The organism is Caballeronia sordidicola (assembly GCF_002220365.1).
Classification (GTDB): domain Bacteria; phylum Pseudomonadota; class Gammaproteobacteria; order Burkholderiales; family Burkholderiaceae; genus Caballeronia; species Caballeronia sordidicola_C.
The window spans coordinates 20,622-37,110 of sequence record NZ_MTHB01000046.1; the positions used below are offsets into that span (position 1 = coordinate 20,622).

Genomic DNA, 16,489 nt, shown 5'->3' on the forward strand with positions numbered 1-16,489 from the left:
GCCGTCCCTCGACCGTACCGGTATTGCCGGCGCTGAACCGCCATTCATTTCACGATAGCATGAGCTCCAATCGATTGATGACAGGAGCGCATGTTCATGAGTTTCGATGAAAGAATGCTGAACGGCATGGGCGTATTGAGCGCGATCGTCGACAGCGGGAGTTTTGCCGCCGCCAGCGAAGCGCTCGATATGTCGCAATCCGGAGTGAGCCGCTCCGTGGCACGGCTCGAAGCCCGACTGGGTATCCGGCTGTTCGACCGTACGACACGCTCAGTCAAGCTCACCGACGAAGGGCGGCGTTTCTACGAGCAGATCGTGCCGTTGCTAAGCGGACTTGAAGAAGCGGCGGCGTCTGCGTCGCAAGGGGCAACTGCGGTTCGCGGGCGCTTGCGCGTGAATATCGATCCGTTCTTTTCGCGCCTGTTCCTTGGACCGCGGCTCGGCGCGTTCGTGGAGAAATATCCAGAACTGCAACTCGACCTGATCACGCGCGATCAGCTTGGCGATATGGTCGCGGACGGTTTCGACCTCGCCGTTCGCTTTGGTGAGCCGCGCGAATCCACGCTGATCGCGCGCAAGCTGCTGGATACACGCGTCATTACCGTGGCATCGCCGGGGTACATCAAGAAACACGGCCGCCCGCTCGCCCCAGCCGATCTCGAACGCGAGCCGCATACGTGCATTCATTTCCGCGATCCCGAAACCGGGCGCCCCTTCCAGTGGGAATTTCATCGCGGCAAGAAGAAGGTCCTCATTGCCGCCCGGGGACGTCTGAGCGCGAACGACGTGGGGACCATGCACGGCGTATGTCTCGCAGGACACGGGGTTGCGCAGGTCCTCGCGCTCGGCACCGAGCAACTGCTGGCGAGCGGCCGGTTGGTGGACCTGTTTCCCGATTGGCCCGACGAGACCTTTCCGCTCTATGCAGCCTATCCGTCGCGCCATCACCTGCCGGCCAAAGTGAGGGCATTCTTCGACTTCATCGTTTCATTGACGGGCACGCCGATAGAGGAGCTGACTGCATAGGATAACTATCGGACTAACGATTCACGCGAATATCCGCGTCCCCCGGAACCGTGGCCGTCAACTCGCCAAGGCTCGCCACCGTTCCTGTAAAGAACCAGCTTGTCGACCGGTGCACGGACTGGGCCGTGAAAACCCGAGAGCGATTTTCGAGGCTGCGGACAACCGGCGAATGCGCACCGCGCACCCATCGACCTAAACGTTTGCAACATCTGCTTTATTCCATTCGGCCGCCAACTCTCCACGATACGAACCGCAAAAAATAGTTTGTGTGAATGGAATATCTGCAAGGCGCCAGCTGTTCTCCTCGCGCCGGCCTGGGAGCCGGTGAACGTTTCCGATTGGCAGTAGATTTTAATTAGGAATAGAAAACAAAATCCAATGCTGTTCACCATGGAATAAATGTTTTGGTGTGCACGTTCAGACTGGGACGATCGAAGGCTTCAAGGAGACGGGCAACCCGCCGCTAAGGCCGGCAAGCGCGCTCATTCCAGCGATTCCAACTCGTCTGTTGGCCGGGCGTCACCAAAGCAGAGTCGACATCGGCGAACACCATTCGGACCAAAAGAGGAGAAAAGCAATGAAATTTCGGCAGAAGCTTACTGTGTCAGTGCTACTGGGCGTAGCCGTTGCAACGCTGGCGGCATGCGGCGGCAGTGATTCCAACTCAAACAACGCGCCGCCCGTCGGTCCGTTCAAATCCACCGTACTGGTCTCCGACGGCAGCAGCGCGGCACCTCACACCGACGCCAACCTGCAAAACGGGTGGGGCATCGCCTTCAATCCAACCGGCGTAGTGTGGGTCTCCGATAACACGACGAGCAAGTCGACGCTGTACGACGGCAACGGTGTCGTACAGTCGCTGGTGGTAACGATTCCGCCGGCGGCGGGCGGCCAGACCGGCGGGCCGACGGGCATCGTGTTCAACACCAGCACCGACTTCCAGGTCACGGCAAACGGCAACACCAGCAACGCACTGTTTATCTGGGCAACGGAAGCCGGGACGATTGCAGGCTGGTCGCCCAAGGTGCTGCCGACCATGGCCGTGAAGGCCTATGACGACGGCGCCGGCGGCGCGGTGTACAAAGGCCTCGCCATTGGCAAGAACGCGACTGCCAATCTCTTGTATGCGACCGACTTCCACAACGGCAAGGTCGATGTCTTCGACAAATCCTTCAACAAGGTGCAACTCGATGGCCTGTTCCAGGACCCCACGCTGCCCCCGGGTTTTGCGCCTTTCGGCATCAGCGTGACGGGCAGCACGGTCTTCGTCACCTATGCCAAGGTGGGGCAGGACGGACGCACGCAAGTGAATGGTCCAGGCAATGGCCTGATTGATACCTTCGATACCGACGGTCGCTTCGTCAAGCGCATCGCCACGAACGGCTCCCTGAATTCGCCGTGGGGCATCGCCATGGCGCCGGCGAATTTCGGCGGCGCAAGCAACGACCTGCTGATCGGCAATTTCGGTGACGGCACCATCGATGCGTTCAACCCGGCTACCGGTGCGTTCATTGGCGCGCTGACCCAGGCCAATGGCACGGCGATCCAGCAAAAGGGCATCTGGGGCATCTCGTTCGGCAACAACGTTGACAACCAGCCGCTCAATACACTCTTCTTCGCGGCAGGCCCGAGCCCGACGACCGGCATTTACGGCCGTATCGACATCGCACAATAGCCCGAATACCCGTCCCGCTCGCCGTCCCGATCGCAACGGCGGCGAGCGCTGCCTGATCAATGCCCGGGCTGCTCCCGCCGCGCGCTACATGCCGCTCTTCATGACGAGACTCATGGTCTGACTCACCAATCGGACTTACAATCGCGTTGCACAAAATTGATTCAATAGGCTGCACAGGCCGAGATGCCCAGCCGCACAAGGCTCTCGAGAATAGCCATCGGGATTTTCACCAACTCCCTTATTTTTTTGGCTTGGTAACCTGCTGCGGTTCTATGGCGGACACAATCCGCGGAATGTAAGCTGTCCGGCGCCGAGGGGCCTCACGCCGGACGAACCCGGGTACCGACCTATCCGGGACGTACTGACCACCTATGGAGTAAAAACAGTGAAAAAACTGCTCGCGGCTTTGACGATTTCCTTGCTCGCCGTCACATCGATCACCTCCGTCACCGCCAATGCGAAGGATTACTCGACCATCCGTTTCGGCGTCGACGCCTCTTATGCCCCGTTCGAATCGAAAGGTCCGGATGGCAAGCTGGTCGGCTTCGATATCGACCTCGGCAATGAAATCTGCGCGCGCCTGCATGCGAAGTGCGTATGGGTGGAAAACGATTTCGACGGCATGATCCCGGCCTTGAAGGCGAAGAAGTTCGACGGCGTGCTGTCGTCGATGTCCATGACGCCGCAACGCGCCGAACAAATTGCATTCTCGAGCAAGCTGTTCAACACGCCGACCCGCCTGATCGCCAAGAAGGGCAGCGGCATCCTGCCGACACCTGATGGCCTGAAGGGCAAGACGGTAGGCGTGGAACAAGGCACGATCCAGGAAACCTACGCCAAGACCTATTGGGCGCCCAAGGGTGTAACGGTTACGCCGTACCAGAACCAGGACGGCGTCTACGCCGACTTGCAAGCTGGACGCCTGGATGCAGCGCTGCAAGATGCCGTGCAAGCTGAGGTGGGTTTCCTGAAGACGCCGCGCGGTACGGGTTACGAGTTCGTGGGCAAGGATCTGGTCGATCCGACGATCCTCGGCAATGGCGCTGGCATTGGCCTGCGCAAGGAAGACACCGACCTGAAGGCACAGATCGACAAGGCAATCGCCTCGATCATCAAGGACGGCACGTACAAGAAGCTTGAGAAGAAGTACTTCGACTTCGACGTGTACGGCAGCTAAGCAGTCCCTTGGCCTGAGTCCGGAACGCGTTCCGGGCACAGCTTGAGCGCTTGAGACAACGGGCTTCGCGACAGACGCGGAGCCCGTTTTGTTTTCAGCGTCTTTTTCGCTTGGCGCGGCAATACCGCCGTTTTCAGCTAAGATCGAATGTCTGGGGCAGGAGGCGCCGCGGGCAACTCGTCAGGTGATAACTGGTGCAGCCGGTGTGCAGCAAACCCGGCGCCCGTCGCGAACGCTCCGCCCAACTCTCCTGAACACGCCGACACTTTTCCCAAGCGCGACGCGTATCCGAGCGCCGTGCACCGACAATCATGCAAACCAAAACGCACACCCTGATTTCGCCGTCGATCGGCACCACCCGCCATGTCCTGAGTTTTCACTACGGCCCGGGCGGCGGCGAAAAGATCTATATCCAGTCCTCGCTGCATGCCGATGAACTTCCCGGCATGCTGGTCGCCTGGCGTCTGCGGCGCCAACTGGCCGAATTCGAAGCGGCGGGCAAGCTGCATGGCGAAGTGGTGATCGTGCCGGTATCGAACCCGATCGGGTTGAACCAGAACATGCACGGCACCCTGCTCGGGCGTTTCGAGCTGAACAGCGGCCACAACTTCAACCGCAATTTCCACGACCTGGCAGCGCTGATCGCGCCGCGTATAGAAGGCCGGCTGTCCGGGGACAGCAATGCCAACAAGCTTGCTGTGCGCCGCGCGATGCGTGAGGCACTGGACGAGCAAAAACCGCAAACCGAGCTTGAGTCGCAACGTCTGGCGTTGCAAAAGCTCTCTTACGATGCCGATGTCGTGCTCGACCTTCATTGTGACCTCGACGCCGCGCTGCACATCTACACCAACCCGGATATCTGGGACGAAGTCGAGCCGCTTGCCCGATACCTGGATTCGAAGGCTTCCTTGCTGGCGTTGAATTCAGTGGGTAACCCGTTCGACGAGATTCACAGTTTCTGCTGGTCGGACCTGCGAGCCAAGTTTGGCGATCGTTTCCCGGTACCTAATGGCGGCATTTCGGTGACGGTGGAACTGCGCAGCCAGCACGACGTATCGTATGAATTTGCCGATGCTGACGCACAAGGCATCATCAATTACCTGATGCATCGCGGCGTGATCGACGCGACTGCGCCCGCCATGCCGGCGCTTTCTTATCCGGCGACGCCGCTTGCCGGCGCCGAACCCATTGTTGCTCCTGTGAGCGGCGTACTGGTGTTTCGCGCGAAGGTCGGGGCGCTGGTCAAAGCCGGCGATGCAATTGCCGATGTGGTCGATCCGCTGACGGATACCGTTACGCCCTTGAATTGCGTGACCACCGGTGTGCTGTATGCGCGGCAGATTGCACGGTTTGCTACCGCGGGGATGGAAGTGGCCCGGGTCGCCAGTGCGACTGCTTATAGGACAGGGTCATTGTTATCGGCGTAGGGGCATTGGAGAGCACCGCGGCCCGGCAAAAACCGAAGCCCCGAAGCCCAAAAGCCCAAAAGCAAAAGGGCTACCAACCTCGGTAGCCCCAAAAATTCCAACACCCCTTAAAAACTTAAAATAACAGCAACGGGTCCTGCAGCCACCCCATCGAACGATGGTCCTCGGGGCCGCCGGTCCGCTTACCGCCTAAGCAGCCTGTGCAATCAGGCTTTCTGTGCGCGGCTGTAACATCGCCGCGTGTTCGAGCACCGTCGGTTCCGGCACTTCGTTAGTCGATACCAAACTCAACTCCAACAGCGCGGTCTCAAGGCTCGCCTGACGGGCGGCCGCCGCTTTCTTGGTCTTCCCCGCGCGTGACGGCGGCTGACAAGCCCCGCACACCACGTTTTCCTGCAAATCATGTTTGTGCGCGATGAACTTTCCAGTGCAGCGGCAGCATTTCGTGAGCTGCAGCATGCCCGCATCGAAAAAGCGCACAAGGGTCCAGGCCCGCGTTAGATCAAGTACCGCCTCGACATCGCTATTCCTGCAATGTTCGAGATACAACCGATACCCCTTCGTCAGGGCATCGAGGTGCGAGCAATCCGCTTCTTTCTTCAGGAACACATATGTGTTGTAGAAGAGCGAAGCATGGATGTTCGCGAGCCACGTCATATACCAGTCAGCCGAGAAAGGCAGCATGCCCTTCGGCGGCGATACGCCCTTCACCTCGCGATACAACCGGATCATCCGGTCACGCGACAGTGTCAGTTCACTTTCGAGCACCTGCATCCGCGCCCCGAGTTCGATCAATGCGATCGCGCGGAAAACTTCTTGTGCATCTTCGGTGAGGCTCTTCTTAAGCATGGCGCGCTCTCGTGCTTAGAGGAACTGTTCTGCTGGCTGACCGGCCAGCAAGATGGCTGCGTGCGTCGGCGCAATATCCGCATGCTTCGCGGGCGACGTGAGAGCGGCCAGCATGGTGTGATCGTTGAAACGGAAAAAACACAGCAACTGATCTGAAGCCGCCAGTTTGACAACCTGCGCGAGCGTCAGCCCAGACAGAAGGTCGGCGAGTTCCTTAGACAAACCCAGTCGAAACATCCCGATAGCACGGTCATCTCGCAACATACGTTGCGCGAGCATGATGTACGACAAGTTGATTTCTCGAATCGAGTCCAGCGTTTCGCGACCGTTCATGATTTTCCCGCGTTCGATATAAACCCCGAGTACCCTGCCGGCATTTTTTGCCAGCTATCTTTTTTGCCTAGCCAAACGTTTGTTCTGTTCGGCTACGTTTAAACTTTGTTTCAGTGAGTTACATCTTGTAACAACACTGTGAAACGGATTGTAAGTACCACGCAGCGGGAAATCAAGAACATCTCAATAATAAATTTCCATAAAACAACAGAGAGAAACGGTAATTTTTTCTTGAAGTTGTAACAGGAAAGTGTGACCGATTTTTGGCGGCTATTTTGGAGCGAAAAGGACCGGGTCAATTGACAGAAGATTTGCTTGTCGGTTGATTTCGTAGGGAAAAAACGGATGGGGCGAATAGTCGGTTGACATGCCCAACGAATTAGATGGATTGCGATGAATGGCGAAGTTGTAACAGCCGATCTGCCAACGCTCCGAATAACGGCGAAGGAAAACCCTCGGATAAAAACTGTCGACTTGCTTTCAAATTTAATGTGGAAATTTGACTAACAGGACGCCCGCATGATGACTGGACGGAATATGTTGCACCGAGTTGTAACAGCGCACGCGGAAACTATGAAAACACGCGGACCGATAGAAGACCTTTCGTCCGTGCCACCGCTCGTCCCCGCAAAAAGCGCTCATGCGAAGACGGACGGTAGACCGCGAGGTTCGCGCCGTTAGTGTTGCGGTACGCCGTCGCGCCATTCAGTCCAGTGCGTTGCAATCTCCTGCACCAGCGGATTACCTGCCCGATACAGATTGGCGATAGCCGGCGCAAAACCGCCCTGAGCGGCGTAAGTGAGAAGATTATCGGAGGCTGATTGGCCGTCGTATGGCCGATCAAAATCCGACCCCGAACGCACGGCCGCCACCCGGTTCAAATCCACGCGATGCACACTCGCCGCACGCGACAATGCCTCGTAAGTCGCGTTGTCCTCCTGCTGCGTCGTGCAATACACCCCCTTGCCATCAGTCACGAGCTTCGTCCAGTCACGCGCGCGCTCGCCGATATATTTCCCCGACCACCAGGTATCGCTCCCCAGCGTGTCGCATTGGATCACCTTGGGCGGCTGGTTCGCCGGCGCATAGCTGAACTTGGCGCGCGCGGCCTGCGCTTCAGGGCTGTCTGCGAGCACCACGTTCTTCGACAACGCATAAGCCGCATCGGCCAGATCCGGGTTCAGCTTGAACACTTCGGTCTTGTAATCAAGCGGTGGTTTGTCGGCCGGGCTTTTCGTATTGATGCCGAGATAACCGCTCGGCCAGCTCTCCGGCTTTTCGCGCGCATCGAGTTCCCATTGGATACCGAAGTCGACGAGATATTTGGCCCACGCGGCAGACCCGACCGTGCCTTGCATCGGGTCGATGCCCGCGATTCCCGCGATCATGAAATAGGTACGGCGCAGATCGAATTTATCGGAGAACGTGAGCGCCATCAGCGAAGCGGCCGCGTTCGCGTGACCCATGCCGGTGGTCATCACGCAGACCTCCTGCCGGTTGCAGTTCACAACGGGATAGTCCGCAGAAAGTCCAGCCACATGAATGGCCTTCCAGGGCCCGAGCTTGGCGAGCCAGACTTGGGCCTCAGGGCCGAACATGGAAATGATCATGATTTTGACGGGCTGGCCGCGGCCATTGCCATTGCCGCCACGCGAGCTATCCGGGCCCTGCGCAAACGTTGGCTCACAGGCGCTGAACAGGAGCGTGGCCATCACGGCCGCCAGGCCCAATGCAGGGATTCGTGCGGGGATTCTTGTAGAGAGGCGAGTAGGCTGGGTGACGACGCGGGTGCGGCTGCGTGCAGAACGAAGGAGCGAGTCGAGCGAGGAACGGACAATCGATTTCATCTGGACGGCACCGTAAGTAAAAGGAGAACGCGAGGTGAAACACACGACAAGATGCACGGCTGGACCCTACCTCCGTCTCTTAAGTACCACCCACCGGACATTCATGCGTTGAGCGCATTATAGAAGGGCGAAAAACGCCGTTGTAAGGAACATAAAATGTTCCGGTAACGGCCATGAAGCACTAGTCTTGCTGTTTCGCCTGCTCGCTCGTTGTCAAGTCCACTCCTCTGCAAGGCACCCATGCCAGACACCGCCGCTTCACGAATGATCGATGCTTTTCACGCCAGCCATGTCGAGGACCGCCAGCACGTCGAGATGTGGCTCGAGGCTACCGGTGACTGCGCCGTCGCGCTAGAGGCCTTGTGGTCCGAGGGAGAACATCATCGGGGGCATGCGCGCGCTGCCATGGACCGGCTGGTCGCGCTGGCGGACAGGCACGGGGTCATGCTTTCACTCGTGCCACGGCCGCTCGCGCAGAAAGGAGAAGGCCCCGCCGCGCCTTCCATCGATCGCGCCGCACCCGACAGCGCCGCGCTCGAAGCATTTTATGGCCGGCTGGGCTTCGAACGCTCGGGCGGTAAGTTCGAAGGCTCGCCGGTGATGGTGCGCTCGCCGCGTTGATCGGCATCGGCATCGGCGTTGGCATCGGCGTTGGCATTCACGTTCGCATTCGCATCGCTTGAAGAATCGTCACGCTGATCCCCCTTCAACGCTGCAGCCAACTCACCCGCATCGCCGCCCTTCACGATCACGAAACTGCGCTGCGGATTGGCTATCTCGATGCCGCATTCCGTGAAGCGGTCCAGAATGCGCCGGTTGAATTCACGCTGCACGCCCCAGCGCGCGCTATCGCGGCATTGGATCTGGCCGGCGAGCGTGACGCTCGAACCGTCGACCGCGTCCACGCCCCACAGGCTGAAGTCGGAGAGGATGCCGTCCTTGAACGCGTCGTCTTCACGCAGCGACGCCCCAATTTCCTTGAGCGTATCCGCCGCCAGGTTCACGTCCTGCCCAAGCGCAATACTCACGCGTACCGCGGCATTGCCAATGCCCCGATTCGTGTTGTTCACCGTCGATACCGAACTGAACGGTATCGTGAACAGCGAGCCGTCGCTGCCTCGCAAACGCACCGTGCGAATCGACAGATATTCAACCGTCCCCGACACCCCTGCGAGCGTGACCGAGTCGCCCACTTGCATCGCGTTTTCCATCAACAGGAAGATGCCGGTGATCAAATCCTGCACGAGCTTTTGCGAGCCGAAACCCAGCGCCACGCCGAAGATGCTCGCGCTCGCCAGCAACGGCGCGGTGTTCACACCGATCTCGCTTAACCCCGTCAACACGACAACCATCGCGATCACGATAAAAAGCGCGCTGCGCATCATCGGCAGCAGGGTCGTGAGGCGCGCGGCCCGCAAACGGTCGCCGCTCGTGGTCCACGTTTCCAACCGCTGCTCGACCATTACATTCGCGCCTTCCCACACGATCACGGCGAACGCGGCGGCAACCCCGATGGTGATCAGCGCGGACGCAAGCCGATGACCCACGCCACCCGACGAGAACAGTGTCAGGACGTGAAGCCCCCAGACCTGCAGCAGCGTGAGCAATGTAATCACGATGATCACCGTCTGCACGGCGCGCCGCAGCAGCGGGTAATAGCGGTACGCGTGCCGATGCGCGATCGACTTGCTCGACAAGTCGTCATCCCCGCCCGCCGTATGGAAGAGCCGGCCGAGCGCGCCGAACGCGACGATAGCGACCACGCGCGCCGCCACCAGCACGAGCACCGAGATACCGAACAGATGAAACAGCGTGCGATACCCGTTGCGTACATCGAGCGCCCAGACGAACCACAGCGCCAACACGAAAAACACCGCGAGACCGGCCCAGACATCAGCGACCCAATTGCCTAGCAGTACGAATGACCGGCGTCCCTTGACACTCTCGCGGATCCAGGCGGCAACCGAGACGCGGCATTTGAGGATTACGATAGCGACCAGCACATGCACGACCAGCGCGACCGCCTTGAGGATCGCGTCGTGAGCAGTGTCGGTCATGCCCAGCGGCTCTGCAGCCTCAGCGAACGCCGAGCCTGCTCCAGCCACGCAGACAATGCGCACCAGCCAGTCGTGCGCAAAGCGGGCGGCATCGTCGCTAATCTGGATCAGGCGCAGGCCTGGCGCACGCGACGCAATGAAAAAGCCGCTGGCAATCACAATGCCCCGGCACACCAGGTAGACGTCGGTCAACGCGCCGACAGAACGGCCCTGCGGCGTGCTTTCGTCGATGAAAATGGACATCAGCGCGGCCGCCGCGATCATGAACACGATCAACGGCAGCAACGCGAGCAAGCTGTGAAGAATGGCGCTTGGCAGCCGCTGCAACAGCGTCCAGTGCCGCGCTGCATGGCGCACGCCGCGGGCGGTATCGGTCTTGCGTTCGGCGACCTCGATGGCCGCTTCGTTGCCCGAACGCTCGGCCACGGCTTCAGCGTGCACCGCCGCCTGCTCCTCCTTCGCAAGTTCCGGCTGGGTCGCATCGGCATCCACGATCCCGCGAGCCGCGAGCCGCGCGCGCGGCCGGCGCAGCCATCGCGAGCTCAGGTATTCCAGCAACAGGGCGGGCAACAACGAGATCGCGATCGACCAGATCACCTGGCCGATCAGATCGCGGCCGCTGGCAGTTGCAGTGCGCTGGCGCCACCACTGCGTCACCGAGCCGTAGTCGAGCAGCGCCGTAACGGAACGGCGCAAGCCGCTGCTGAGTTCCACGAGCCAGTAACCCGCCTCATGCGAAATCTGCGATGCCAGCCCGTTGGTTGTGAGCGACTTGGCCAGCACGCCCGATGCGCCGCTGGCGGACGCCGCGGTGGGCGCAGTTGCAGCGCTGCCTGAGGCTGCCTGGACGGGTGTGGAAAGCGCTCCGGCGGCCGCGACGGCCCGCAGTGTGTCCTCTATCTGGCTTCTGCGCGCAGGGTCATTGAGGACCGCCAGCGCGGCGCGCGCCTGTTCGGGGGTCAGCGTGACGGTTGACGAGCCAGACGCTGGCCTGGCTGCGCTGGAGGCCGCATTCGCGGCCGATGCAAGCGTGCTGCTCAGAACGCTCAGGACAAACAGAAAGACGACGAGAACAATTTTGCGCATGGGCGAGGATGAGGAACTCGGTTAGGGAAAACCGCCACGGATGCGCCCGGCCTGCAGCGCGATTGAACCTGCGGTGATCACTCTCAAGCTGGACAAGCTGGAATGGTTCGTGCATCAAACATCTGATCAAAACTACGGGATTCGGGCATGCACGTCCAAATTACGCGATCCATGCAAATGTCCCTCTCCGGCGCCGTGGTGTTGCTGTTGGCGACCGGACTGGCGGCAGCACTTCTTGCGCCCGGGCGAGTGTCCGCCGCCGAGCACGTCAACCTTGAGCGGGCCGCGAAGCCCACCCCGTCCTTGGCTGCGAGTGTTGCCAAGCACGTAGACAACGTTGCACCCCCGGACGAGGGCACCACGCTACTACCCGCCAGCGGAGACACCCAGCTTCCCGCAACGCCTGATACCCCGCGACCTCACTATGATCGGCCACCGGCTCATTTGCCGTGATGCTGGATTCTCCGCGACGTCGTGCAGTTTAGTAGAACTTTTCTTCAACGGCTTATCTCGCGTGCTCAAGCACGCGTCTCGGCCACGCGAGGAATATCCGGCTCGAAGAAGACCCAGCGGGCTTCAGGAAACGCGCGCTGCAGGTCCGCTTCGATCACATTGATTGCATCGACCATCGCACGGCCGCTGTCGTAGTCCACCATCTCCGCTTGCACGGCCACCACGATCTGCTTGCCCCACTGCAGCGTAATCAGGTTGATCACGCGGACAATTTCCGGGCGCGCACGCAAGTGGGCATCGATAGCCCGGCGCACTTCCGGACTCGCCGATTCCCCGACGATCATCGACTTCACTTCACGGGCGACCAGGTACGCAATCACCATGAGCAGGACACCGACACCAATTGAACCCGCTGCGTCGTAGACGGGATTGCCGGTGATCATGGTCAAGAGCACGGCGCAAAACGCAATGGCAAGGCCGGCGAGCGCGGCAACATCTTCTCCCGTCACCACGATCAATTCGGACTCGCGCGTCTCGCGAAACCATCTCCAGAGCGACTTGTTCCCCGACGTCTTGCGGATCTCGCGCAACGCGCCGGCCAGGGAAAACGCCTCGAGCACGACCGATATCCCCAGCACGACAAGCGCGACAATCGGATTGCTGATCACTTCATGCCGGGCGATCCGATGCACGCCTTCGTACACGGAAAACGCGCCGCCGACAAAAAACAGCAGCAGCGCGACGAGCATGGAATAGAAGTAGATCTCGCGGCCCGAGCCGAGCGGATGCAACACGTCGGCGGGGGCCTGTGAACGCTTGAGTCCGAACAGCAACAACAGTTGATTGCCGCAATCGGCGGTGGAGTGGATGGCTTCGGCAAACATGGAGCCGGAGCCGGTGAACGCAGCCGCCCCGAACTTGCAGACGGCGATGCCAAAGTTGGCGGCGAGCGCGTAGAAAATGGCTTTCGGCGATTCTTCTTTCATCGTGCTCCTGGCGGGAGTGGGTCAGGGACGCTCTCGGGACATCAACAACGAATCAACAACACATGCGCTAAACGACTTCCACCCGGCTTTGGCCGTCGATCATCTCTCCGATCACGGCCGCCTGATTGAAGCCGTCCGCGCGGAAGATGGCGAGCACTTCGCCAACCGCCTCGGGCGCGCACGACACCAGCAAGCCGCCTGAAGTCTGCGGGTCGGTGAGCAGGCTTTGTGCCACATCGTGCAATGACGATGCCAGCGTGACCTGCTGTCCGTACGCAGTCCAGTTACGCCCGGATGCCCCCGTGACCACGCCCGCTTTCGCGAATGCCTCTACGCCGGGCAGCCATGGCAAGTCGGCGTATCGCAGGCGCGCCGTCAGTCCAGCACCGCGGCTGAGCTCCAGCGTGTGGCCCAACAGGCCGAAGCCGGTTACGTCGGTGAGCGCGTGCACGGCGTCGAGCGCGGCCAGATCCGCACCCGGGCGGTTCAGCTTGGTCGTGGCGGCGATCATCGCGGCGTAGCCGGCGGCATCGAGTTGATCCTTCTTCAGCGCCGCCGACAACACGCCCACGCCAAGCGGCTTGCCGAGGATCAGCACGTCGCCCGCGCGAGCCGAGGCGTTACGCTTCACGCGCTTCGGATGCACGATGCCGATTGCCGCCAGGCCATAGATAGGCTCGACGGAATCAATGGAATGACCACCCGCGAGAGGGATGCCTGCTTCGGCGCAGATCGACTCGCCGCCCTTCAGCACGGCTGCGATCACCTCGTGCGGCAACACGTTGATCGGCATGCCGACGAGCGCAAGCGCGAGGATCGGTTTGCCGCCCATGGCGTAGACATCGGAGAGTGCGTTGGTTGCGGCGATCCGACCGAAGTCGAACGGGTCATCGACGATCGGCATGAAGAAGTCGGTGGTTGCAACAATCGCCTGCTCGTCGTTCAAACGATAAACCGCCGCGTCGTCGGCGGTGTCGTTGCCCACCAGCAAGTCGGGAAAGAACGGCAACGGCACGCTGCGTTTCAACAGCTCAGCGAGGACGCCCGGCGCGATCTTGCAGCCACAGCCGCCACCGTGGGACAGGCTGGTCAGTCGGGGCGACGGGGATGCGTTCAGCTTGATGTCAGTCATTCGCGGTTATCCGGCAAAGTTGCGTGTGACCGATATTATGGTGGTTGTGACGTCCAGACGCTGCAATTGCGAGTCTGACCCGCCATCCTGGTGACTGCGGCGCGGAGTCCGCGTCGACATTGAAAGGCGTCATGCGAGCGCTCACGCGCTACACTTCGAGTCACGCTCCGATGCCGTCTTTCAACATTACCCATCAACCGCCCTGTGCCCCGAACCTCTGCCCGCATGAAATCTTTACCTCTTGTTTTCGGCTTGATCCTCTGCGCTTCGCTCTGTCAATTCAGTCAACTCGGTCACGCTCAGGAATCGCCTGCCCCCTCGCAGGAAGACTACGCTTACCTGAGTCGCATGCACGTCCCTGAACCGGTGATCCGCTGCGTGGCCGCATTCGATCGATGGGTGGCGTTGACGCCCAAGTACGACACGTTCATCGTCCCCGACCGGCGTGTCCTGCGTGCAAAGATCGATAGCGACACCACGATCTTCAGCGCGGGAAATCCCATTCCTGTTGACGAAGTCATCGCCATGCGCGCGTTCGCCAAAGTTCGCGGAAAGCCGCACTGGACCCGCGTTGACAGCCGCTGCGGCGTGCGCGACGGCCATGTGGTCGGTGTTTCGCTCACCCCAAATGTAAGGCCCGCGATCGTTCGGTAACAGTGCCAGGGCGCCAAGCCTTCGCTGCCTCTCGCGAATATTTCCAGCCACACTTTTCCTTACAAACGCAAACGGCTTGTCATTTAGCTAATCGCTAAATTGATTTCACGGATTTCACTTGGAGAAACCGATGAAACGATTAACGATTCTAGTCACGCTCGCAGTACTCCTCGGCAGCACCCTGGGTGGCTGCATCGTCGTGCCGGATGGCGGTGGATACCACCATCACGACTACTACGGCCGATACTAAGCTTGGCTTAGCGGGATAAAGCGACAAAACCGAACAACAAGCGCGAAGGAAACCAACATGTTGACAGTCAAAAAAGGCTTGGCAGCCGCATCGCTCGCGGTGGCGGCAGCAACGAGTCTCGGCTTCACCACCACCGCATCCGCGGACGACCACTTCCACCCCGGCTACGTTCATGTGGACAGCCGCGGCTGGCACGGCGACCGGTATTACGACGGCCATCGCTACTGGGAACGGCGCGAGTGGGAACGCCATCACGCACCTCGTTATTACGGCCCTCCGCATCGCTACTATTGATCGGTTGCGCATGTGTTGAAAACGAAAAAGCCAGGGACGCCCCTGGCTTTTTCGTTTTCGGCTGCTTCAATGCGGCACATCGAACCTGGATCACGCGCCAGCAGTTTCGCGCCATTTGCGGGTGTCGCGTAACGGCGGCGCACCAAACAGGCGGCTGTACTCGCGGCTGAATTGCGATGCGCTCTCATAACCCACGCGGTGCGCCGCTGTCGCTGCGTCGGTCATGTCGATCAGCATCAGGCGGCGCGCTTCCTGAAGCCGCAACTGCTTCTGGTATTGCAGTGGGCTCATCGCCGTGACGGCCTTGAAATGATGGTGCAACGAGGAGACGCTCATATGCACGTCGCGGGCGATCGACTCCACGCGTAACGGCTGGTCGAAGTGCTGGCGCAACATCATGATCGCCTTCGCAATGCGCTGTGTCTGGCTGTCCTGCAGCGCGATCTGACGCAAGCGCGCCCCGGGCCCGTTCATCAACAACCGATACAGGATCTCGCGCTTGACCAGCGGCGCGAGAATCGGAATGTCCTCGGGTGTATCGAGCAGGCGCAGCAAGCGCAATACCGCGTCGAGCATGGACGTGCCGAGCCGGTTGACATAGAGGCCGCGCGAGGCGTCCGCGGGCGTCGACGGCGGCAGGCTTTCATCGCCGATCAATTTGGTGATTTCCTCCACGTCGAGGTCAAGTCGCATGCCGAGATACGGTGTGTCCTCGGTCGCGCCGGTCACCTGCCCCATTACCGGCAAATCCACCGATGAAACCAGATAGTGCATGGGGTCGTACACATACAGTTCGTCGCCTACCATGATCCGCTTCGAGCCTTGTGCGATCACGCCAAGCGCCGGCGTCTGGATGCCATGGCTTGGGCCGCAGCAATGCACGACACGGTGCAGGAACAAACCGTGCACCGCCGTCTGGCACGTGCCGGTGGTATCTGCCGTGAACCGGTCCAATAACGCGACAAGATCCAGCCGGGCGTGATCGAGGCCCGGATCAAATGGCGTTGATGCACTGCCGGCGCCGCCGTTGACAGCGTGGTCAGCGTGATTCGATGGGTCGATGGCGGAATCCGCCGTCTCATTCAGGGCCATGATTCGCAGATAGTGAGTTTGCGCGGCTGCTGCCCGGAAACGGCCACAGTCTTGCAAGGATGGAGGAGGATTGCCGTCAGTCAGATGCCGATCGCGATCAATCACGATGAATCACGCACTGCCGGCGAATGGCACTCAGCTTACTCGCGCC

General features: G+C 60.3%; 15 protein-coding genes. 8 read left to right on the forward strand and 7 right to left on the reverse strand.

All coding sequences use genetic code 11. The annotated features are described in order from the left end of the window. The first annotated feature begins 96 nt into the window (after positions 1–96). The 4 genes from BSU04_RS07410 (at position 97) to BSU04_RS07425 (ending at position 5,305) form a co-directional block, all read left to right on the forward strand. Positions 97–1,026 (forward strand): LysR family transcriptional regulator, encoded by a 930-nt coding sequence (locus BSU04_RS07410; protein WP_089160153.1) that lies wholly within the window; start codon positions 97–99, stop codon positions 1,024–1,026. 577 nt (positions 1,027–1,603) lie between these two features. Beyond that, the gene (locus tag BSU04_RS07415; protein ID WP_089159995.1) at positions 1,604–2,701 is read left to right on the forward strand and encodes a TIGR03118 family protein; all 1,098 of its coding nucleotides are present in this window, start codon (positions 1,604–1,606) and stop codon (positions 2,699–2,701) included. Between the two features lie 385 nt (positions 2,702–3,086). Beyond that, complete coding sequence (locus tag BSU04_RS07420) at positions 3,087–3,878, forward strand: ABC transporter substrate-binding protein (RefSeq protein ID WP_089159996.1); 792 nt, start codon at positions 3,087–3,089, stop codon at positions 3,876–3,878. Positions 3,879–4,189: 311 nt separating this feature from the next. Then, the gene (locus tag BSU04_RS07425) at positions 4,190–5,305 is read left to right on the forward strand and encodes a succinylglutamate desuccinylase/aspartoacylase family protein (RefSeq protein ID WP_089159997.1); all 1,116 of its coding nucleotides are present in this window, start codon (positions 4,190–4,192) and stop codon (positions 5,303–5,305) included. A 189-nt stretch (positions 5,306–5,494) separates the two neighbouring features. Here the strand turns inward: BSU04_RS07425 and flhC are convergent, their stop codons facing one another. The 3 genes from flhC to BSU04_RS07440 all read right to left on the reverse strand — a co-directional run bounded on the left by flhC (position 5,495) and on the right by BSU04_RS07440 (position 8,199). After that, positions 5,495–6,154, reverse strand: a complete 660-nt coding sequence (gene flhC / locus BSU04_RS07430; protein WP_089159998.1) for a flagellar transcriptional regulator FlhC — start codon at positions 6,152–6,154, stop codon at positions 5,495–5,497. A gap of 15 nt (positions 6,155–6,169) precedes the next feature. Then, entirely contained in the window at positions 6,170–6,487 is a 318-nt protein-coding gene (flhD, locus tag BSU04_RS07435; RefSeq protein ID WP_031357172.1) for a flagellar transcriptional regulator FlhD, read from the reverse strand. 677 nt (positions 6,488–7,164) lie between these two features. After that, entirely contained in the window at positions 7,165–8,199 is a 1,035-nt protein-coding gene (locus BSU04_RS07440; RefSeq protein WP_089160154.1) for a purine-nucleoside phosphorylase, read from the reverse strand. Positions 8,200–8,574: 375 nt separating this feature from the next. Here BSU04_RS07440 and BSU04_RS07445 point away from each other — a divergent pair, with 375 nt between their 5' ends. Next, a complete protein-coding gene (locus BSU04_RS07445) occupies positions 8,575–8,955 on the forward strand; it encodes a hypothetical protein (RefSeq protein ID WP_144021156.1) in 381 nt (126 codons plus the stop codon). Here the strand turns inward: BSU04_RS07445 and BSU04_RS07450 are convergent. Beyond that, the gene (locus tag BSU04_RS07450) at positions 8,880–11,477 is read right to left on the reverse strand and encodes a mechanosensitive ion channel family protein (RefSeq protein WP_089160000.1); all 2,598 of its coding nucleotides are present in this window, start codon (positions 11,475–11,477) and stop codon (positions 8,880–8,882) included. The genes BSU04_RS07445 and BSU04_RS07450 overlap by 76 nt on opposite strands. Before the next feature lie 147 nt (positions 11,478–11,624). On the opposite strand from BSU04_RS07450, the gene BSU04_RS07455 reads away from it, so the two are divergent. Further along, the gene (locus BSU04_RS07455; RefSeq protein WP_089160001.1) at positions 11,625–11,930 is read left to right on the forward strand and encodes a hypothetical protein; all 306 of its coding nucleotides are present in this window, start codon (positions 11,625–11,627) and stop codon (positions 11,928–11,930) included. 65 nt (positions 11,931–11,995) lie between these two features. Here the strand turns inward: BSU04_RS07455 and BSU04_RS07460 are convergent, their stop codons facing one another. After that, entirely contained in the window at positions 11,996–12,916 is a 921-nt protein-coding gene (locus BSU04_RS07460) for a cation diffusion facilitator family transporter (protein ID WP_089160002.1), read from the reverse strand. A gap of 67 nt (positions 12,917–12,983) precedes the next feature. After that, positions 12,984–14,048: a selenide, water dikinase SelD gene (selD, locus tag BSU04_RS07465; protein WP_089160003.1), complete on the reverse strand. Its 1,065-nt coding sequence runs from the start codon at positions 14,046–14,048 to the stop codon at positions 12,984–12,986. 225 nt (positions 14,049–14,273) lie between these two features. Here selD and BSU04_RS07470 point away from each other — a divergent pair, with 225 nt between their 5' ends. Both BSU04_RS07470 and BSU04_RS07480 read left to right on the forward strand, forming a co-directional pair. Then, entirely contained in the window at positions 14,274–14,702 is a 429-nt protein-coding gene (locus tag BSU04_RS07470; RefSeq protein ID WP_089160004.1) for a BspC domain-containing protein, read from the forward strand. 307 nt (positions 14,703–15,009) lie between these two features. Further along, a complete protein-coding gene (locus tag BSU04_RS07480; protein ID WP_089160006.1) occupies positions 15,010–15,246 on the forward strand; it encodes a hypothetical protein in 237 nt (78 codons plus the stop codon). A gap of 90 nt (positions 15,247–15,336) precedes the next feature. Here the strand turns inward: BSU04_RS07480 and BSU04_RS07485 are convergent, their stop codons facing one another. After that, positions 15,337–16,338, reverse strand: a complete 1,002-nt coding sequence (locus BSU04_RS07485; RefSeq protein WP_089160007.1) for an AraC family transcriptional regulator — start codon at positions 16,336–16,338, stop codon at positions 15,337–15,339. Positions 16,339–16,489 lie beyond the last annotated feature (151 nt).